We start from the raw sequence: 19,277 nt of genomic DNA on the forward strand, positions 1-19,277 counted from the left end.
TTTCCGCTCCAGGCACTTCGCTTTCCGTGGGTGTTTCGGCGAGCCTCCTCGGCGCATGCGCCTGCGGGGTCTCCCCTGAACCATACTCCCACAGGAGTCTTCGTGCCTTCCGCTCCAATCAACAGGGTGTAAAAATCAAATCAACACTGTTCTTTAACACAGCCTTAAATTAAAATTTTCTACTAACTTGGTATGCCGCTTTAAAGTGAAAAAATATTTTTCGTATATCTATTGCTTTTGTCCAAAAAAAATACTAGAATAATTTCTAATATAAAAAATTTTTAGAAAATTAATTTTAATGATATTAAGGGGGATCTAAATGAAGAAAACAGCTCGAGCATTATCCTTTGCATTAGCAGGTATGCTGATGCTAGCAGGTTGTGGCAGTAAGGAATCTTCAGGAGAAACAGGAAAGGGTGGGGCAGAGAAAGAATTTAAAATTGGCATTACCCAATTTGCGCCTCATCCATCTTTAGATGCTGCGACAGAAGGCTTTAAAAAAGCATTAAAGGACAAGGGGATAAAAGCTACATTCGATGAACAAAATGCACAAGCAGATATGAATAACACCCAAACCATTGCCAATAACTTTGTTGGAGATAAAGTGGATTTAATTTTTGCAAATGCTACTCCAAGTGCGACAGCAGCATTGAATGCGACCAAGGAAATTCCTATCATTTTCACTTCTGTTACAGACCCTGTAGGAGCGGGATTAGTAGAAGCATTTGATAAACCGGGTAAAAATATTACCGGTACTACTGATAACCATCCTGATGCAACGAAAAAAACAATTAACTTTATTACAGAAGAAGTGAAAGCCAAAAAGGTAGGAGTCATCTACAACTCTGGAGAACAAAATTCTGTTGTTCAGGTTAAAGAAGTGAAGAAGCTGGCAGAAGAGAAGGGAGCAAAACTTGTAGAAGTTTCCGTGGCTACAACTGCAGAAGTAAAACAGGCAGCTGAATCTCTTGTAGGGCGAGTGGATGCAATCTACATACCAACAGATAATACAGTTGTTACTGCTCTTGATTCTGTTATATCGATTGCCAATAGTAAAAAGATTCCATTGTTCGTAGGTGAACTGGATTCGATGAAAAAAGGTGCGGTTGCTGCAAGTGGTTTTAGTTACTTTGATCTTGGCTATCAATCTGGTTTAATGGCCGCTGAAATTTTATCTGGAAAGAAAAAGCCATCAGAAATCCCAGTTGAACTTCCAAGCAGCTTAAAACTTGTCATTAATAAGTCTGCTGCAGAAGCGCAAGGATTAAAGGTTAATGATGATTGGAAGAAGCTAGGAGAGTTTTACGACGGAAAATAAGATTGAAACTAAATCAAGGAGGAGAACACTTGTGGTTCTCTCCTTGATTTATACATAGGATGGTTAAGAAATGGTGTTTTTTTATGTAAAAAAAGGCCATAAAGAAGGGATGATTTCAATGTTTACAGCCATATTTGGATCTTTTGAGGCAGGTATCATCTATGCGATTATGGCGCTGGGCGTCTATCTTTCCTTTCGCATTTTAGATTTTCCTGATTTAACAGTGGATGGAAGTTTTGTGACAGGAGCAGCCATTTCGGCTGTCATGATTGCAAATGGAACAAATCCTTTTTTAGCAACAATCATGGCTTTGTTTGCCGGATTTGCAGCAGGCTGTATGACAGGCCTGCTACATACCTTTGGAAGAATTAATAACCTGCTTTCAGGTATCCTTATGATGATCGCTCTTTACTCTATTAACCTTAGAATTATGGGTCGTTCAAATATACCTTTATTAAATACGGATACTGCCTTTACAAAAATAAGTAATTTATTTGAAAAAACAGGGATTGATTCTTTTTTTAATAGTATTCTTTCACTGATAGGTCTAGGTGACAGTCTTCCAGAAACATGGGGGATATTGATTTTTATGGTTATTGTTACCTTGTTGATTAAGTTCTTAACCGATGTATTCTTGCAAACAGAAATTGGGCTTGCTGTAAGGGCGACAGGTGATAATAAACGAATGATTCGCAGCCTTTCGGCCAATACCAACCTTCTTGTTGTTCTTGGATTAGGCTTATCGAATGCTTTAGTTGCATTTTCAGGTGCACTTATTGCGCAACAAGGAGGATTTGCGGATGTTGGAATGGGAATAGGAATGATTGTCATTGGATTGGCATCGGTAATAATCGGTGAAGCTTTGTTTGGTACAAAGACGATTGCGAGAACTACACTCGCAGTTATTGGGGGATCCATTATTTATCGTATTGTCGTTACATTAGCTTTACGAGTTGAATTCTTAGATCCTGGCGATATGAAACTAATTACTGCACTCATTGTTATTATTGCATTAACTACACCGAAAATCATTGATGGTTCTAGAGAGAGAAAGCGGAAAGCGAAGAGACGAAGCGAAAGAATAAACATGGTACAGGCTTCCGCAGTGGCAAAGGGGGAAAATCATGCTGCACTTAAGTCAGATTCATAAAATCTTTAATGAGGGTACACCAGATGAAAAAATTGCCATTGATCATATTAACCTTACTCTCGAACCTGGAGATTTTGTCACAGTGATTGGCAGTAATGGGGCAGGTAAGTCAACACTAATGAATATTATTTCGGGTGTACTTTTTCCGGATATCGGGGAAGTTCATATTGGTGGTAAAAATGTGACACATATGTCTGAATTCAATCGTTCAAAAATGATTGGTCGAGTTTTTCAGGACCCTATGGCCGGAACAGCTCCTAGTATGACCATTGAAGAAAACTTGGCTATGGCTTATTCAAGAAATAAAACTAGAACACTTAAGTGGGGCGTAACCAAAAAAAGACGTGAATATTTCCGTGACGTCCTGGAATCTTTGCACCTAGGCTTAGAAAATCGTCTCAATGCAAAGGTGGGTTTATTGTCGGGTGGGGAACGGCAGGCTTTATCCTTATTGATGGCCACATTTACAGAGCCTTCAATCCTGTTATTAGATGAACATACAGCAGCTCTTGACCCATCTAGGGCAGAGCTTATAACCGAACTGACAAAGGAAATTGTTGATAAATACAAACTAACCACACTTATGGTCACGCATAATATGCAGCAAGCTATTGACCTGGGAAACCGTTTAATCATGATGGATAAGGGTCAAGTTATCCTTGAGGTCAACGAAGAAAATAAGAAGCATCTTACAATCGAAAGCTTATTAAGTGAGTTTAAGAGAATTCGTGGGTCACAAATGGCAAATGATCGGGCTATTTTGTCATAGAAAAAATTTTAAAAAATTAAATTTAGATAGACTTCCTCAAATATAAATATTTCCAATATTTATATATTGCAAACTACCTGTATATTCAGGTAGTTTCTTTGTTTTTCTTAGGGAAATATCTGATTCCAATGAATTTTCTTTAATGCCCAAAAGCGGTATTGCTTTACTTTCCACTCTTGAGAGGACAAGAGAACTTCATTTAAAATTAATTCAGAATATTACTACATTATTAAATGGAGGTTTCTCGATGAAAGAAAATAGATTAACTGCAGAACAACTGGTAGATGATTTTTTTCCTGTAAGAGATGTGGATTATATTGAAATCTACACTGGAAATGCTAAGCAGGCTTGTCACTTTTTTTGCACGGCTTTTGGTTTTCAACCTGTTGCCTATTCTGGTCTTGAAACGGGAAATCGTGAAAACGTTTCTTATTGTTTGAAACAACGAAATATTCGTCTTGTTATTACTGGCACCTATAAAGAGGACAGCAGGGTTGCACAGTTTGTGAAGAAACATGGTGATGGTGTGAAAGACGTAGCATTATTGGTTGATAATGTAGAAAAAGCATTCGAAGAAGCTGTAAATAGAGGGGCAATTGCTATAGCACCCCCATTTGAAATGAAAGACGGTCAAGGGACTATTAAGAAAGCCGTTCTTGGTACATATGGTGACACTATCCATACGTTAATTGAACGGAAAAACTACCAAGGTACTTTTTTACCAGGATTTGAACCTTATTCAGTTGCATTGCCAATTGAGGATGCAGGATTAATCGGTATTGATCACGTGGTCGGCAACGTTGAAAGCATGGAGGAGTGGGTGGAGTACTACTCAAAAGTAATGGGCTTCAAAGAAATGAAGCATTTCTCTGACAAGGACATTACTACGGAATATTCTGCACTAATGTCAAAGGTTATGCACAATGGTGGTCGGATTAAGTTTCCTATCAACGAACCTGCTGAGGGTAAGCGAAAATCACAAATTCAAGAGTATCTAGAATTCTATAATGGACCAGGAGTACAGCACTTAGCGATTTTAACGGAAGATATCGTTTCAACAGTAACCACCTTAAAGAAGAATGGTGTGGAGTTCCTCAAGACACCTGCTACTTATTATGAATCATTAAGTGAGCGGATTGGAAAAATTGATGAGGAGATAGAAAAGCTTAGGGAATTAAATATCTTAGTAGACCGTGATGATGAGGGATATTTACTGCAGATTTTTACGAAGCCAATCGTCGATCGCCCTACATTATTTATTGAAATCATTCAACGAAAAGGAGCCAGAGGCTTTGGCGAAGGAAACTTCAAGGCACTATTTGAATCGATTGAGCGTGAACAGGAACTACGTGGCAATCTATAACAATAGAAATAGCAAGGGAGATGTGCTCTCCCTTGCGAAACTATCTGGTTATTTGAAAGAGTGGTGGACAGGAATTGGAAATCTCACCAGAAACACTTGAATGGAAAGATGCTTATAAACTTTTAGTCGGATCGATTTTGCCCCGTCCTATTGCCTTTGTATCAACAATAGATGCAAACGGCATTGCAAATGCAGCACCCTTTAGTTTTTTCACGGCTGTTTGTGCGGACCCCATGCTCATCTGTTTTTCTCCCATGAGGAAGGGAACGGATGGAGCGAAGAAAGATACATTAGTCAATATTGAAAGTACAGGTCAGTTTGTGATTAATATTGTTAGTGAAAGTATGGCAGCACAAATGAACGATTGTGCCATTGAGTTTTCTTCTTCTGTAGATGAAATAGAGGAAGTGAATCTCACAAAGGAACTAAGTATTAAAGTGAAAGTACCGCGAATCAAAGAATCACTCGTTCACTTAGAATGTGAGCTCTATCAAGTACTACATTTTGGCGACAAGCCTGGTGCAGGCAGCCTGGTAATCGGAAAAGTAATACACGTCCATGTTAACGATGCACTTTATGATAAAGGGAGAATTGATACTTCAAAATTACAGCCTATAGGCCGAATGGCTGGTAACACCTTTACTAACCCATTGGCAAAAACATTTGATATGATTCGAAAATAGATAATAGGTGAGTGCCATGAAATTTGTAACCTTTGAAAAAACAGACCGAACAATTAGATCTGGGTGGCTGGATGGTGACTTTGTGGTGGATATGTACGAAGTATCTGAAGGCAAACTGCCAGAAACCCTGCTCGAGTTTTTAGATAATAGCGAAGAAAATATGAAAATGGTGATGAATCTCGCTCCAGTAACTAGTGAACAAAAAGGAAGGTATCCATTAAGTGAAATACGGTTAAAAGCACCTCTTCCTATGCCTAGGAGCTTTCGTGATTTTTATGCGTTTGAACAGCATGTTAAAACAGCAAGGGAAAACCGGGGGCTTGAAATGATACCAGAATGGTACGAAATCCCTGTTTTTTATTTTTCTAATCATCTAGCAATTAAAGGTCCAGATGATGAAATCATAAAGCCGAATGAATGTGATTGGCTAGATTACGAGTTGGAAATTGGCTGTATCATTGGAAAAAAAGGTAAAAATATTCAAGCTGAAGACGCTGATAAGTATATTTTTGGATATTGCATATTAAATGATTGGAGCGCAAGGGACCTTCAAAGGAAAGAAATGAAGGTGGGGCTTGGTCCGGCAAAAGGGAAGGATTTTTCAACTTCTATTGGTCCATGGATTGTTACGAAAGAAGAGTTGGAGTTGATTAGGTCCGGCAAGGGTTATGATCTATCGATGAGGGCACGGGTGAATGGTACATTGCTTTCGAATGGAAATATGAAGGAACTTCATTATTCTTTTGGAGAGATGATTGAGAGAGCTTCAGCTGGTGTTACACTTTACCCTGGAGAGATTATTGGTTCAGGAACAGTTGGTACGGGATGTATTCTTGAACTTGGTCAAAAGGTACACAGATGGCTTTTACCAGGTGACATAGTAGAATTAGAAGTTGAGCATCTCGGTATCCTTTGTAATAAAATTACGGATGGAAATGAGGTGAAATAATGTATTATCGTCAAATGGGAAAAATCCCGCATAAACGACATACGATGTTTAAAAAAGACGATGGGAGCCTGTATCGTGAACAGGTAATGGGTACGAGAGGTTTTTCAGGAACCCAATCTATCCTTTACCACCAGTACATGCCAACGGAAGTATTAAAGTCAGAACTAATCGGTACGTATTTGCCTGAATATGAGGAACAGCAATCTTTGAAGCATCGGCACTTTTTTACTAGTAAGGCGGATAAGCAAGGGGATGGTCTGACTGCTCGAAATTATCTTTTAGGAAATCAGGACTTACTAATTGGGACAGCACAAGTGACTAAACCAATGAAAAGCTTCTATCGAAATGGTGATGGGGATGAAATGCTGTTTATTCATCATGGTACAGGAAAGTTGGAGACAATGTTTGGGACCATTTCTTATCGACCAGGGGATTACCTTATTGTACCCATTGGAACGATCTACCGAGTAGTTCCTAATGAAAATGAAAAAACACAAATGTTATTTGTGGAATCCTTTAGCCAAATTACTACCCCCCGACGTTATCGGAATGAATATGGTCAGCTTCTCGAACATAGCCCGTTCTGTGAACGTGACATTCGCGGACCTGAAACGCTGGTTTCTTATGATAAAAAAGGAGAATTTGAAGTATTAACAAAATCAAGAGGGATCATTTCTTCCCATATTATTGGGCATCATCCGCTTGACGTTGTTGGCTGGGACGGGTATTTATATCCTTGGGCATTTAATATAGAAGATTTTGAGCCTATTACAGGGAGGGTTCATCAGCCTCCACCAGTACATCAGACATTTGAAGGAAATAATTTTGTTGTTTGTTCGTTCGTGCCACGTCTGTATGACTATCATCCTGAAGCCATTCCAGCACCGTATTATCACAGTAATGTAAATAGTGATGAGCTCCTGTATTATGTGGAAGGAAATTTCATGAGTCGTAAGGGAGTTCAGGAGGGTTCAATCACACTCCATCCAGGTGGTATCCCCCATGGTCCACACCCCGGTAAAACGGAGGCAAGTATAGGAAAAAAAGAAACGCTAGAACTAGCTGTTATGATCGACACCTTCCACCCTCTGAAAATTGTAAAAACGGCACAAGAGTTAGAAGATCCCGGCTATATGTTTACTTGGAATGAGAATTAATGATGAGGCGGACTCAGTGTTTTTGAGTTGGCCTTATTTTTTTTGTTCTGTATACGCAAATTAAAAGCGCTTATACTTATAAAAATGGTATGGTAGAAATATCTAAATAGTACAAACGAATAGAGGTGAACTCATGGAGCTTGAAAAAATTATAAACAAACTAACGAGCCATACTCCAACTATTTTAGGCAGTGAGAAGTTTTCGAAATATGCAGTCATGCTGCCGCTCCTACAAAAAGAAGATGATATTCATGTATTATTTGAAGTGCGTTCCCTTGAATTAAGAAGGCAGCCTGGGGAGATATGTTTCCCAGGAGGAAGGATTGATTTACAGGATATAGATGAAAAGGAGGCAGCCCTTCGAGAGACAGTTGAAGAATTAGGAATTAGTAGTTCAGAAATCACAGACATTTTTCCGCTAGATTATATGATTTCACCTTTTGGAATGATTGTTTATCCGTTTGTTGGACTGATTACTAATCCTGAAAACATTCAACCAAATCCGTCAGAGGTTGGGGAGGTCTTTACAGTCCCAATATCCTTTTTTCTACATCATTCTCCAACTATTTACCACATTAACTTTAAAGCAGAGCCTGAAAAGAATTTTCCATATGAGCTAATAACAGGTGGAGAGAACTATAATTGGCGGACGAGAGACATGGAAGAATATTTCTATCTTTATCAAGATAAAGTAATTTGGGGGTTAACCGCCAGAATCCTCGCCCATTTTATTGAAATGGTTCGCTAGGCAATTAATATAATAAAAAACAGTGAGACTAGTTTAGTTTGCTATTCTCACTGTTTTTTTTTTGCTTGTTTGTCTAGCGTGGACAAGTGTGCGTGTAGAAAGGAAAAAAACACTTGATTATTTTCAGAATTGGAATAAAATTAAGATTATATTTTCAGAGGATAGGGAGATGTAACATGAAAGTAGTTAAGTTTGGAGGCTCCTCATTGGCTTCCGGAAAACAAATGGAGAAAGTATACCAAATTGTAATATCAGACCGTGAGCGAAAAATTGTAGTTGTTTCTGCACCTGGGAAAAGATATACAAACGATGAAAAGGTCACAGACTTATTGATACAGTGTGCTGAGGCAGCTTTACAGAACCATAACATAAAGGAAAAGGTGGATGCAGTGATTGGGCGTTATGCTTCTATTGCGGACGAGCTCTCCCTATCGGATACTGTTATTGAAGAGATTCGTGATGATTTAATGGGAAGACTACAAGCCGATAAAGATAAACCTGATCGGTTTATGGACCGTGTAAAGGCAAGTGGGGAAGATAACCAAGCTAAACTAACAGCCGCCTATTTTCGGAAACGGGGACTGGAAGCCCATTATGTAGACCCTCTTGAGGCGGGGCTGCTTGTTAGTGATGAACCAGGGAATGCTCAAGTATTACCAGAGGCTTATGAGAACTTGTACTTGCTCAGAAAACGGTCTGGGATATTGATCTTTCCAGGTTTTTTTGGTTACAGCAAGGAGGGGGAAGTGTTCACATTTTCTCGCAGTGGATCTGATATTACAGGCTCTATCCTAGCAAATGCAGTAAAAGCCGACCTATATGAAAATTTTACTGATGTGGATGCAGTCTATTCCGTAAACCCAAATATTGTGAGTAAGCCAAGAGAAATTAAGGAATTAACCTACCGTGAAATGAGAGAACTATCATATGCAGGGTTTACCGTATTGCATGATGAAGCACTGGTACCAGCCTTTCGAGCTGAAATACCTGTTCAGATTAAAAATACTAATAATCCAGCAGCCCCTGGAACAAGGATTGTTAATGAGCGGCACAACACAAATGGTCCTGTAATCGGGATAGCGAGTGACAAAGGATTCTGCAGCATTTACGTAAGCAAGTATTTAATGAACAGAGAAATTGGCTTTGGGAGGAAGCTATTGGGTGTGTTGGAGGACTTTGGGCTTTCTTACGAACACACACCTTCGGGGATAGATGATATTTCTGTTATTATGAGAGAGAATCAATTAAATTCTAGCCTAGAAGAAAAGATTATTCACCGTATTAAGACAGAATTGCAGGCTGACGAGGTGCAAGTTGTACATAGCTTAGCACTCATTATGGTTGTTGGTGAGGGGATGCGTCATAATGTCGGTACGATGGCGAGAGCATCTAAGGCATTAGCGAGGTATAGTGTTAATATCGAAATGATTAATCAAGGCTCATCAGAGGTTAGCATGATGTTTGGAGTTAAGGAAGTGGATGAAAAACGAGCAGTTCAAGCACTTTATGAAGAGTTTTTTGTTCCAGTAACAGTTTAATGGAAATGAAAAGTAGAGGCTGACTCTTTTGAGTCAGCCTTCTTGTATATTTTTCTTCTTCAACTTCGATCGAGTTCTAATTCCCGCCACGATCGCTATTACAAGACCACCAATAGTATCTGCAATCAAATCTGTCATGGTGTCTTTGTTACCTCCACCCTGTAGGGTCATATCGAAAAATTGATCGGAGCTAAATTCATATACTTCCCATAAAACTCCTCCAAGGGCTGCAAATGATAAAGTAAATAAAAAAACAAACCAAGGGGATATCTCATCTCCTGCATTTCTATGGATTAAGCGTTCGTATAAGGCAATTCCTGAAAAAGCAAGAATGGCTCCACTTACAAAATGCATAAATGTATCCCACCAGCCTAGCCCATACCAGCCTAATATCGAACCAAAATATTGAGATCCTACCAAAAAAATCAAATAAGAAATAACGATTGGCAAATTAAATTGAAGTTTGGTAAACAAGGCTAAAAATAGTGGTACCGCACCACAAACAACTCCGCCAATTGCGACTGTCCCTTTAAAGCTCACATCATTTGTAAAATAATATACAGCTAAGGCAGCCATAAATAGAACATACAGTAAACTAAAAATAATTACCAGCTTTCGGTTCATTTTTTTACCTCACATTATACATTTTGTTTTCTCACAAAGGAATAAATGGCCATTATTAGACCCCCTGCTAATCCATAGAGCAAGTCTAGCATTGTATCCGTATTTCCTCCACGCTGCATGGTGTGTGTTATAGGAGTTAAGTCTCCTAAAAATTCATAAACCTCCCAAATTACACTTGCTAAAACAGCAAGGGAAAGTACAAACAAAAAAAGTATCCATTTCGATAGATCATTCCGTACTTTCACGGGTACGCATAGTTTATACAAGGTTATGCCTGCTAGAGCAACATATACCCCTTTATAGAAGTGAAGGGTAGAGTCCCACCACTTATAATGAAGATAAAAACTAGATATCGATCCGAGAAACAAGGAACAAAAAATGAAGAGATAATATCCTACTATAAGGGGGATATTGAAAGGAATATTTTTTTTGAATAGCAATAGAAGTGGAAGGGCACTTACGAAGATGCCCCCAAGTGCGACCTGCCATCTGGATGAATCCCCTTTAACTAAGTAGAATATCAACAGAGATATCATAAAAATAATAAAAACCATACTTAACAATAGGATGAATTTTCGTTTCATGGCTTCACCTCATAATAAAAACACTCTTTACAATTATGTCCAATTAATAAATTTGAAATCATCGATTTTGTCCTCGCATCCAAACGTAGAAAGAGGTATATTGGATGAGACGATAGAATCAAGTGTATAGAATGAATAGGTGGAGGTTTCTATGCAGAAAGCACAAATACCAACATACGAGCGAATTGCAATTGATTTGGCCAATAGAATATATGATGGAAAGTTTAAAGTAGGAGAAAAAATTCATGGGAGGTCTACTTTAGCAAGTGAATATAAAGTGTCTCCCGAAACTGTACGAAGGGCGATTAAGATCTTGGAGGATGTGGAGATCGTGCATTCCACAAAGGGCAGTGGAATTGTGATCTCATCAAGGGAGAATGCCTATAAATATATTCATCGTTTTTCAAATCTTGAGAGTATTAACGACCTTGAGAAACAAATGAACTCATTAATAAATGAAAGAGATAAACTGGATGAGCAGTTATTTGAAACATTAAGAAAAATTATGGATTACTCAGGAAAACTTCGTCATACGAATCCATTAGCCCCTATAGAGGTAGAGGTTTTTCCAGGTTGTACTCATATTGGTCAAACAATTTCTGAGACAAAGTTTTGGCAAAATACGGGTGGTACTGTCATTGGTATGAAACGAAAAGGTGAATTGATTATTTCACCAGGGCCCTACGCATTAATTATGGAGGGGGATATACTTCTAATAATAGGTGATGATCAAACATACGACAGGGTGCTTCATTTTTTACACGACTGAATCACAAAGAAGAGGCAGCCTCATAAGGGTCTGCCTCTTCTACGTAGATGGATAAATTCTTATTCAAGTAATCCTTCTTCTTTCAGGAATTCTTTGGCTACTTTTGCAGGTGACTGTTTGAGACTGTCAACCTTGTAATTTAATTCACGCATTTTTTCGTCTGTAAGTTTCCCTGAGAGAGAGTTCAAGACCTTTTTAAGCTCTGGGTGTTCCTTTAAGGTTTCTTCCTTAATAATAGGTACTGCGTAATATGGAGGGAAGAAATTTTTATCATCTTCTAATACTTTTAATTTGAAGGCTTCAAGTAAGCCATCTGTAGAGAACGCATCTATTACATCACTCTTATGGTTCTTGAGGGCGGTATAGCGTAGTCCACCGTCTACTGCTTTCACATCTTTAAATGTCATATTATAGGTCTTAGAAAGACCGATTAACCCATCTTCTCGATTTGGAAATTCTATCGTTGGTCCCATTATCAGTCCGTTGCTTACTCTAGCAAGGTCGGAAATGGTCTTTAAATTATATTGTTTAGCTGTGTCCTGTCTCACTGCCAAAGCATAGGTATTATTAAATCCAATCGGTTTTAGTAATTCTATATCATACTTCTTCTTAAATTCTTTCTGAACATAATTATAGACTTGATCCGGATTACTCTGAGGAGGCTGGTTTAAAATATTAACCAAGCCTGTTCCTGTATATTCCACATACAAATCAATATCTCCGTTTTTAAGCGCGCTAAAGGCTACCTGACTACCGCCAAGATTCAGCTTTCTCTCAACTTGGATATCTGTCTTATTTTCGATCAAATCGGCAAGCATGTTTCCTAAAATTAATTGTTCACTAAAGTTTTTTGAACCAATGACAATCTTTTCTTCTGCATTTGCTGTTGAATAAACTTTAATGGTGCCTGCAGCTATCAATAGAAAAGACGCAATGGCAATCATAACTTTTTTTGCCTTTTTACCATTTTTAACAGAATTCGAGGACCTGCTTTTCTTGCTAGTATAAGAAAGTGAAGCCTCAAGTTTTCCGACAACAAAGTCAATTAAGAGAGCTAGGATACACGCTGGAATTGCTCCAGCTAAAATCATGTTGTTATCAACAGTTTGTACTCCAGAGAATACTAAATAACCAAGCCCACCTGCACCTACGAAGGCTGCAATTGTCATTAAACCAACAGCAGTAACTGCTGAAATTCTGATTCCCGCCATAATCATCGGGAAGGCAAGTGGTAGTTGAACCTTTCTCATCGTTTGACTCTTGGTCAGACCGATGCCTTTGGCGGCTTCCAGAATGTCTCCATCAATATTTGTTAATCCTGTATACGTATTCTTTACAATTGGGAGGAGAGAATATAGTACGACCATTACAATTGCTGGTTTACTTCCGATTCCAATAAATGGTATGAGGAAGCCGAGTAAAGCTAAGCTTGGAACAGCTTGAATAACATTTGTAGTTCCAATTATAGGTTTTGAAAGCTTTGGTTCATTTGAAATTAAGATTCCAAGTGGAATACCGATAATAATAGCAATTAGTACAGAAATGACGCTTAAATAAAGATGCTGTCCTAGTAAGTCAGCAATTTGTTCATGGTTTGAAGTTACATAGTTCCAAAAATTGCTCATTAAAATGCCACCTCCAAGTCAATTAGTTGGCTGCTTAATGCGGATAATATACTGCTTCTCGTAATCAGTCCAGTTAACTGGTTAAAAGAATTTACCACCGGTAAATAGCCAATTTTATGTTCATTCATCATCGCTAAAACGGAGATTAAATTGACATCTTGTGATACGGATAGAACATTTTTTTCCATGACAAGCTCGATTGCAGTGTTTCGATTGAGTAACTGAATGCTTTTTAAAGTAACTAGACCCTGAAGGTTATTATTTTTATCAGTAACCATTAAACTGTCAACTTTATTTTCCTTCATAATCTCAATCGCCTGCAATACGTTTCGCATTGGATTAATTTTGATTGGATGCTGAATCATAATATCCTCTGCCAATAATAATTCAGGATTGTTCCAAACCCTTCTTTTTCCAATAAAATCTTCTACAAAGTCATTAGCAGGATTTTTAAGAATATTTTCCGGTGTGTCATATTGTAGAATGTCTCCATCTTTTAATATACAAATTTTGTCTGCTATTTTAATAGCTTCATCCATGTCATGTGTAACAAAGATAATAGTTTTATTAAGTTCCTTTTGCATTTGGAAAAGTTCATCCTGCAGAGAGCTTCTTGTAACTGGGTCTAGTGCGCTGAAGGGTTCATCCATTAAGATAATATCGGAGTTTGTTGAGAAGGCTCTTGCTACACCGACTCTTTGCTGTTGACCACCACTTAACTCTTTTGGGAAACGGTGTAAGTATTCTTTTGGTTCTAAACCAACCAAAGAAAGCAAGTCCTTTGTTTTTTTCACAATTTCCTCAGGCTTTTCTCCTTTAAGTTTTGGAATTAATTCTAAGTTCTCTTCAATAGTCATATGAGGAAACAGCCCGGTGTTTTGAATGACATATCCAATATTCCTCCGAAGTTCTATTGGATTCATGGTTGAAATATCTGTTCCATTGACAAATATACTTCCAGAGGTTGGTTGTATTAATTTATTGATCATTTTAAGCAATGTTGTTTTCCCACAGCCGCTCGGTCCAATAAAAACAACTAATTGACCAGCCTCTATTTCCAATGAGAAAGGATTAATAATAGTTTTGTTGCGGTATTTTTTTACAATGTCCTTAAACTCTATCAAGCTCATTCCCCCTAAATAATAATTACTTACCTGACAAACTAACAACTTAATTATATCACAAAAGTTGTTAGTTTGTCGAACCGAGTTGTGCAATGCCTATTTGTTAGAGTTTAAGTTTAGTTGTTATAACAAGGAAATGTTAAAATGAAACTAATATTATTATGATGATGAGGGGGTTTGTTATGGCCATTATTCGCGATAGGTTGAGTACAAAGTTTTTTCTTTTTCTCTTGTTAGCTTTTTTATTGATTCATGTACCGCTTTTTGGAAATTATATAAGAATAATCAATACCCTCATCCATGAATCAGGACACGCATTGATTGCTTTATTCGGTGGGAAAGTAGAGCGGATTTCTTTATTTATGAACTCTGAAGGAGTTACGTATAGCAGCCAGTCGACATGGATCGGTAGTTTCGTGACAAGTCTTGCAGGGTATATATTCGCTTCATTTATGGCTTTTTTATCTTTTTTATTGATCGGTAAGAATAAACAAATAATTTTAATTGATATTTTGTTAGGGTTTATCTTTTTAAATCTAATTTTTTGGGTACGAAATCCCTATGGGATATTTTGGCTTTGTTCATTCGCAGTGGGTTTTCTTTTTTTACTTATTAAAGGAAGTCAAAATGTAAGAGATTATTCTTTATTGTTAATAGCATCTATTTTACTTATTGACTCGGTCAAAAGTGCTTTTGAAATACTGTATATCAGCTTTCTTCAACCTCAGGGTGCAGGGGATGCTGCAAATCTGGCACGTTTAACGGTGACCATCCCTGCACAAGTCTGGGGAATCTTCTTCTTTCTTCAAGCTATTTGGTTTTGTTCTTTTGGATTAAAAAGAGGCTATTATAGAGTAGGTAAATAAGGGGGATGCTGACTCAAAAGCTATGAAGGTACTGGCCTTATGAGTCAGCTAATTACCGAAATTATTTCCCTAAGTCTTTTTTGGTCATCTCACTTCGAATACTAGTTTCTTTAGAGAATTCGGTATCTTGTTTCTTATTATTTGGATATTTATTTTTACGTTCACGGTTATTGTTACGATTTGTCATGATTGTTACCTCCTTTCAACGTCTTCTGAAATTATTTTTTGCATCGTGTGGTTTTTTACTCCCGATTTTTATTTTGTACCTTAAAAGAAAAGCTCGACCGTATCTAAATGATATGGTCGAGCTTTTGTTATGATAGTGATATTATTGAATCCACTTTTGCCGAACGAAACTCTTCTGTAAGATTTTCAATAATTTTTTGGACCGGAAGGATATCTTTGATTTCATCCACTCGGGCTCCAGCAAATACAAGTCCATTTTCAACATCACCTGAAACGGATGTAAGTAATGAATCTAATGTGCAAAACCGGTAAGAACAATTTTTTAAACAATCATGGCACTTCGCGATTTTTAGTTTATTTGAACCACTAATTAATTTAGTAAAGTTGTTATTTATTGCTCTGCCTTGTAAACCCACGGTAGTTTTCACTAGGACCAAATCTTCTTTCTTTGCTTTTACATACTTTTCCTTAAATGCTAATGGAGCATCACATTCCTCACTCGCTACGAACCTGGTCCCCATTTGTACGCCCGACGCTCCCATGGATAGTGCTTTTGCAATATCAAATCCATTCATGATTCCTCCAGCTGCGATAACTGGTATGGATACAGCATCAACAATTTCTGGTAAGATTTCGAACATTGGACGATCTGTTCCAAGATGTCCTCCAGCCTCAAAACCTTCAACGACAACTGCCGCTGCTCCGAGCCGTTCAGAAATTTTTGCAAGTTTTGCTGAAGATACAATGGAGATTACAGGTATTCCAGCTTGTTTTCCCCAGGAATACATATCTCTAGAGATTCCAGCGCCGGAAATAATAAAATCAACCTTCTCTTCTAAAGCGGCTTTCATTTTTTCAGCAAAGTCATTCATAGCAAAAAGGACATTTACACCTATATACCCTACACCCTTAATACACTCCTTGGCTTTTCGGATATGTGTTCGCATCTCATCAACGGTTATTCCAGTACCAGAAATAATCCCAATACCTCCTGCGTTTGCGACAGCCGAAGCTAACTTACTTAATGAAATACCTACACCCATGCCACCTTGTATAATCGGAACACTTGGCATCATATGCCCAATTTTTAATTGTGGAAAATTCAATTCATTACCTCATTTCAATGTTTAGTTACTTCTCCTGAATCATAACATTCGAATTTATTCATGTCTGTGATTACTATCACCTGGTCATATAAGTAGGTTTTATACTTTGAAATTTTATATGGATAAGAGTAATCTTAAGGTAACAAACTACTAAACGTTATGGATAGAGAATGGAAGGTGTAGGTATGGTCAAGCTTTTTACAGATATTGATTTAGATGGACTTGGGTGTGGACTGATTGCAAAAATGGCTTTTGGAGATAAGGTCAATGTATACTATTGTTCATATCGAAATCTCAATCAGAGAGTTGAGTCAGTCATCACAAATCCAGAGAATGCTGGGGAAGAAATCTATATTACGGATTTAGCAGTAAATCAGCTTATCGAGAAGAAACTTGAAGCACGTTATCAGCAGGGGAAACATGTTCAAATGATTGATCATCATGTAACCGCCATGCATTTCAACCAATATAAATGGGGTTTCGTAAAAACAGAATATGAAACAGGAAATCTAACTTGTGCAACATCTTTGTTTTATGATTACTTAATTGAGAATCAAATAATAGAGCGAAATAAAGCTTTAGAGGAGTTTATTGAATTAGTTCGACAGTATGATACTTGGGAATGGGATCAAAACAATAATGTTACAGCAAAACGGTTAAATGATTTGTTTTATATTTTGAATCGGGAAAAGTTCGAAGAAGAAATGCTAAAAAGGTTAACTGAAAATAAAGAATCATTTTTGTTAAATGAGACAGAAAATTTGCTTCTCGATATTGAAGAACAGAAAATTAGTCGCTATATTCATTCTAAAAGCAGGCAAATGGTTCAGACCTTTGTTGATGATTACTGCGTAGGAGTTGTCCATGCGGAGCAGTATTTGTCAGAGCTCGGGAATGCCTTAAACAATCTTTATCCCCATTTGGATATGATAATCCTATTAAATGTTGGTGGTAAGAAATTGGGTTTCCGAACCATTCATGATGATGTCAATGTGGCTGAATTTGCAAAGAGATTTGGAGGAGGAGGACATCCTAAAGCATCTGGTTCGGAAATGACATTGGAGGCTTTTCACTTATTTATTGTGAATGTTTTTGAATTCATACCACTTAAACCAGATTCAGATCGCAATGAATACAACGTGAAAAATTCAACATTCATTACTAGTTATCAAAACCAACTGGGCGAAAATTTTTATGTCCTGCCATTAGCAGAGGATAACCATTTTAGCATTATACATAATGGAAAGAATTTGGAGGGAAGTTTTAACTCATTTGCGGAGGCAGAAAGGTTTCTTAAACGAAATAATTCATGCTGGCTTCGTCCAGATCATGACTATCTTAAATTTCTCTCGAACGTTCTTGGGGAACCACTTGAAGAGATAAAGGAAAATTACGATGAGATAATAAGTAGCCGAATAATGGATGTTATTGATCAATGAGGAAGAGAGCTTAGTTTATAAAGCTCTCTTTTATTTTGGTAAATTTATCGTAGGTATTTCGGATTATTATTTCAGAATTGTAATTGATATGCAATAAAAAGTTAATTGAACAACATAATTCTGTAATCTTAGGAGGGTAGAATAATAATTATACTATAATGCGTAAGAAATTAAGGGGTATGTTTAGAAGGTAACAAAAATATTTGTATACCTTTTTTTTGTTCAATTATACACAACGGGGTGATAAAATGGCTTCCACTTCAAAAAGGAGTAAATATTTTGATAACGCAAAATTTATTTTGATATTTCTCGTGGTTTTTGGACATCTCATTAGTCCTTTAAAAGAACAGGATGGTTTTCTTTTTACCTTATATACAGTTATATTTCTTTTCCATATGCCAGCTTTTATCATGATTTCAGGGTATTTTGCGAAAGGATTTAATAAGAAAGGCTATTTATCCAAATCAGTAAAAAAAATACTAATACCTTACTTTATTTTCCAAATTATTTATTCCATTTATTATTACTTTAATGGCCAAGAAGAAAGCCTTAGTTTTGATTTTTTACATCCACATTGGACGCTTTGGTTTTTGTTAAGTTTATTTTTCTGGAATTTACTGTTATATCTATTTGCAAAATTAAAATGGATGGGATTTGCCTTGGCCGTTGTCATAGGAATTTGTATAGGTTATGTGGATCAAGCCGGAAGTTTTTTAAGCTTATCTAGAACTTTTGTATTTTTTCCGTATTTCTTATTTGGTTATTTGCTAAAAGAAAATCATCTAAAACGCCTTATTCGAACAAGGTATTCTCTTCCAATTGGGTTAATAATAATTGCTGGGACTCTTCTATACTTTGGGGTAGCTTTTCCGAAAGATGCTGTCCCATGGCTGTTAGGAGATACTTCCTATGCAAACATGGGTGGAAAAGAGATTACAGATGGGTTTATTAGAGGTATCCAATATACACTTACATTTATCGTTATATTCGGATTTATGATGTTAATTCCGTCTGGCCATTTCAAAGTAACGAAAATAGGTGAAAGAACAATCTATGTTTATTTATTCCATGGATTTATCATTAAATCCATTCAATCCATTATTCCTGAAGAGGTTGTAAATCCAATCATAGGTAATTATTTTCTTCTCATCTTCATCTCATTGATTATCTGTTTAATACTAGGGAGTTTTTTAATAAAGAAATATACGCGACCTTTGGTTGAACTTGAATTTCCCCTTAGTAACAGGGGGGGATAAAATAAAATGAGGCTGACTCAATA

19 protein-coding genes are annotated in these 19,277 nt (G+C 37.1%); 13 read left to right on the forward strand and 6 right to left on the reverse strand.

What is annotated here, in order from left to right; genetic code table 11:
* The first annotated feature begins 319 nt into the window (after positions 1 to 319).
* The 9 genes from ABES03_RS12625 (at position 320) to ABES03_RS12665 (ending at position 9,675) form a co-directional block, all read left to right on the forward strand.
* On the forward strand, positions 320 to 1,318 hold the full coding sequence (locus ABES03_RS12625; protein ID WP_430117625.1) for an ABC transporter substrate binding protein: 999 nt from the start codon (positions 320 to 322) through the stop codon (positions 1,316 to 1,318).
* Positions 1,319 to 1,436: 118 nt separating this feature from the next.
* Entirely contained in the window at positions 1,437 to 2,468 is a 1,032-nt protein-coding gene (locus tag ABES03_RS12630; protein WP_430117680.1) for an ABC transporter permease, read from the forward strand.
* Positions 2,443 to 3,237, forward strand: coding sequence for an ABC transporter ATP-binding protein (locus tag ABES03_RS12635; protein WP_430117626.1), 795 nt, complete (start codon positions 2,443 to 2,445; stop codon positions 3,235 to 3,237). Before ABES03_RS12630 ends, ABES03_RS12635 begins: the two co-directional genes overlap by 26 nt.
* Positions 3,238 to 3,484: 247 nt before the next feature.
* Entirely contained in the window at positions 3,485 to 4,600 is a 1,116-nt protein-coding gene (gene hppD / locus ABES03_RS12640) for a 4-hydroxyphenylpyruvate dioxygenase (RefSeq protein ID WP_430117627.1), read from the forward strand.
* Between the two features lie 74 nt (positions 4,601 to 4,674).
* The gene (locus tag ABES03_RS12645; RefSeq protein ID WP_430117628.1) at positions 4,675 to 5,283 is read left to right on the forward strand and encodes a flavin reductase family protein; all 609 of its coding nucleotides are present in this window, start codon (positions 4,675 to 4,677) and stop codon (positions 5,281 to 5,283) included.
* Positions 5,284 to 5,299: 16 nt separating this feature from the next.
* Positions 5,300 to 6,232, forward strand: coding sequence for a fumarylacetoacetate hydrolase family protein (locus ABES03_RS12650; protein ID WP_430117629.1), 933 nt, complete (start codon positions 5,300 to 5,302; stop codon positions 6,230 to 6,232).
* Entirely contained in the window at positions 6,232 to 7,389 is a 1,158-nt protein-coding gene (locus ABES03_RS12655; RefSeq protein ID WP_430117630.1) for a homogentisate 1,2-dioxygenase, read from the forward strand. Before ABES03_RS12650 ends, ABES03_RS12655 begins: the two co-directional genes overlap by 1 nt.
* Positions 7,390 to 7,522: 133 nt before the next feature.
* Entirely contained in the window at positions 7,523 to 8,137 is a 615-nt protein-coding gene (locus tag ABES03_RS12660) for an NUDIX hydrolase (protein ID WP_430117631.1), read from the forward strand.
* 176 nt (positions 8,138 to 8,313) lie between these two features.
* A complete protein-coding gene (locus ABES03_RS12665) occupies positions 8,314 to 9,675 on the forward strand; it encodes an aspartate kinase (protein ID WP_430117632.1) in 1,362 nt (453 codons plus the stop codon).
* 33 nt (positions 9,676 to 9,708) lie between these two features.
* Here the strand turns inward: ABES03_RS12665 and ABES03_RS12670 are convergent, their stop codons facing one another.
* Together ABES03_RS12670 and ABES03_RS12675 are read right to left on the reverse strand one after the other, a co-directional pair.
* The gene (locus ABES03_RS12670) at positions 9,709 to 10,299 is read right to left on the reverse strand and encodes a hypothetical protein (RefSeq protein ID WP_430117633.1); all 591 of its coding nucleotides are present in this window, start codon (positions 10,297 to 10,299) and stop codon (positions 9,709 to 9,711) included.
* Between the two features lie 14 nt (positions 10,300 to 10,313).
* Positions 10,314 to 10,883: a membrane-spanning protein gene (locus ABES03_RS12675; RefSeq protein WP_430117634.1), complete on the reverse strand. Its 570-nt coding sequence runs from the start codon at positions 10,881 to 10,883 to the stop codon at positions 10,314 to 10,316.
* Positions 10,884 to 11,034: 151 nt separating this feature from the next.
* Between ABES03_RS12675 and ABES03_RS12680 the strand changes: the two genes are divergently transcribed.
* Positions 11,035 to 11,652, forward strand: coding sequence for a TrkA C-terminal domain-containing protein (locus ABES03_RS12680; RefSeq protein WP_430117635.1), 618 nt, complete (start codon positions 11,035 to 11,037; stop codon positions 11,650 to 11,652).
* Between the two features lie 59 nt (positions 11,653 to 11,711).
* On the opposite strand, the gene ABES03_RS12685 is transcribed toward ABES03_RS12680, so the two are convergent.
* Both ABES03_RS12685 and ABES03_RS12690 read right to left on the reverse strand, forming a co-directional pair.
* The gene (locus ABES03_RS12685) at positions 11,712 to 13,277 is read right to left on the reverse strand and encodes a glycine betaine ABC transporter substrate-binding protein (RefSeq protein ID WP_430117636.1); all 1,566 of its coding nucleotides are present in this window, start codon (positions 13,275 to 13,277) and stop codon (positions 11,712 to 11,714) included.
* The gene (locus tag ABES03_RS12690) at positions 13,277 to 14,401 is read right to left on the reverse strand and encodes an ABC transporter ATP-binding protein (protein WP_430117637.1); all 1,125 of its coding nucleotides are present in this window, start codon (positions 14,399 to 14,401) and stop codon (positions 13,277 to 13,279) included. The genes ABES03_RS12685 and ABES03_RS12690 overlap by 1 nt, the downstream gene beginning before the upstream one ends.
* Positions 14,402 to 14,583: 182 nt before the next feature.
* On the opposite strand from ABES03_RS12690, the gene ABES03_RS12695 reads away from it, so the two are divergent.
* Positions 14,584 to 15,267: a M50 family metallopeptidase gene (locus ABES03_RS12695; RefSeq protein ID WP_430117638.1), complete on the forward strand. Its 684-nt coding sequence runs from the start codon at positions 14,584 to 14,586 to the stop codon at positions 15,265 to 15,267.
* A 61-nt stretch (positions 15,268 to 15,328) separates the two neighbouring features.
* On the opposite strand, the gene ABES03_RS12700 is transcribed toward ABES03_RS12695, so the two are convergent.
* On the reverse strand, positions 15,329 to 15,454 hold the full coding sequence (locus ABES03_RS12700; RefSeq protein ID WP_430117639.1) for a hypothetical protein: 126 nt from the start codon (positions 15,452 to 15,454) through the stop codon (positions 15,329 to 15,331).
* A 127-nt stretch (positions 15,455 to 15,581) separates the two neighbouring features.
* A complete protein-coding gene (locus ABES03_RS12705) occupies positions 15,582 to 16,529 on the reverse strand; it encodes an NAD(P)H-dependent flavin oxidoreductase (RefSeq protein ID WP_430117681.1) in 948 nt (315 codons plus the stop codon).
* A 215-nt stretch (positions 16,530 to 16,744) separates the two neighbouring features.
* Here ABES03_RS12705 and ABES03_RS12710 point away from each other — a divergent pair, with 215 nt between their 5' ends.
* Entirely contained in the window at positions 16,745 to 17,998 is a 1,254-nt protein-coding gene (locus ABES03_RS12710) for a DHH family phosphoesterase (RefSeq protein ID WP_430117640.1), read from the forward strand.
* Between the two features lie 248 nt (positions 17,999 to 18,246).
* On the forward strand, positions 18,247 to 19,254 hold the full coding sequence (locus ABES03_RS12715; RefSeq protein ID WP_430117641.1) for an acyltransferase family protein: 1,008 nt from the start codon (positions 18,247 to 18,249) through the stop codon (positions 19,252 to 19,254).
* Positions 19,255 to 19,277: the final 23 nt, after the last annotated feature.

It is taken from the genome of Neobacillus rhizosphaerae (assembly GCF_050477885.1).
In the GTDB taxonomy this organism is placed as follows: domain Bacteria; phylum Bacillota; class Bacilli; order Bacillales; family Cytobacillaceae; genus Neobacillus; species Neobacillus rhizosphaerae_A.

Coding starts and splice junctions, on each gene's coding strand:
- ABES03_RS12650 (WP_430117629.1), top strand. CDS start 5,300: ATGAAATTTGTAACCTTTGAAAAAACAGACCGAACAATTAGATCTGGG.
- hppD (WP_430117627.1), top strand. CDS start 3,485: ATGAAAGAAAATAGATTAACTGCAGAACAACTGGTAGATGATTTTTTT.
- ABES03_RS12635 (WP_430117626.1), top strand. CDS start 2,443: ATGCTGCACTTAAGTCAGATTCATAAAATCTTTAATGAGGGTACACCA.
- ABES03_RS12670 (WP_430117633.1), bottom strand. CDS start 10,299: ATGAACCGAAAGCTGGTAATTATTTTTAGTTTACTGTATGTTCTATTT.
- ABES03_RS12680 (WP_430117635.1), top strand. CDS start 11,035: ATGCAGAAAGCACAAATACCAACATACGAGCGAATTGCAATTGATTTG.
- ABES03_RS12715 (WP_430117641.1), top strand. CDS start 18,247: ATGGCTTCCACTTCAAAAAGGAGTAAATATTTTGATAACGCAAAATTT.
- ABES03_RS12630 (WP_430117680.1), top strand. CDS start 1,437: ATGTTTACAGCCATATTTGGATCTTTTGAGGCAGGTATCATCTATGCG.
- ABES03_RS12675 (WP_430117634.1), bottom strand. CDS start 10,883: ATGAAACGAAAATTCATCCTATTGTTAAGTATGGTTTTTATTATTTTT.
- ABES03_RS12625 (WP_430117625.1), top strand. CDS start 320: ATGAAGAAAACAGCTCGAGCATTATCCTTTGCATTAGCAGGTATGCTG.
- ABES03_RS12685 (WP_430117636.1), bottom strand. CDS start 13,277: ATGAGCAATTTTTGGAACTATGTAACTTCAAACCATGAACAAATTGCT.
- ABES03_RS12710 (WP_430117640.1), top strand. CDS start 16,745: ATGGTCAAGCTTTTTACAGATATTGATTTAGATGGACTTGGGTGTGGA.
- ABES03_RS12700 (WP_430117639.1), bottom strand. CDS start 15,454: ATGACAAATCGTAACAATAACCGTGAACGTAAAAATAAATATCCAAAT.
- ABES03_RS12665 (WP_430117632.1), top strand. CDS start 8,314: ATGAAAGTAGTTAAGTTTGGAGGCTCCTCATTGGCTTCCGGAAAACAA.
- ABES03_RS12705 (WP_430117681.1), bottom strand. CDS start 16,529: ATGATGCCAAGTGTTCCGATTATACAAGGTGGCATGGGTGTAGGTATT.
- ABES03_RS12695 (WP_430117638.1), top strand. CDS start 14,584: ATGGCCATTATTCGCGATAGGTTGAGTACAAAGTTTTTTCTTTTTCTC.
- ABES03_RS12660 (WP_430117631.1), top strand. CDS start 7,523: ATGGAGCTTGAAAAAATTATAAACAAACTAACGAGCCATACTCCAACT.
- ABES03_RS12655 (WP_430117630.1), top strand. CDS start 6,232: ATGTATTATCGTCAAATGGGAAAAATCCCGCATAAACGACATACGATG.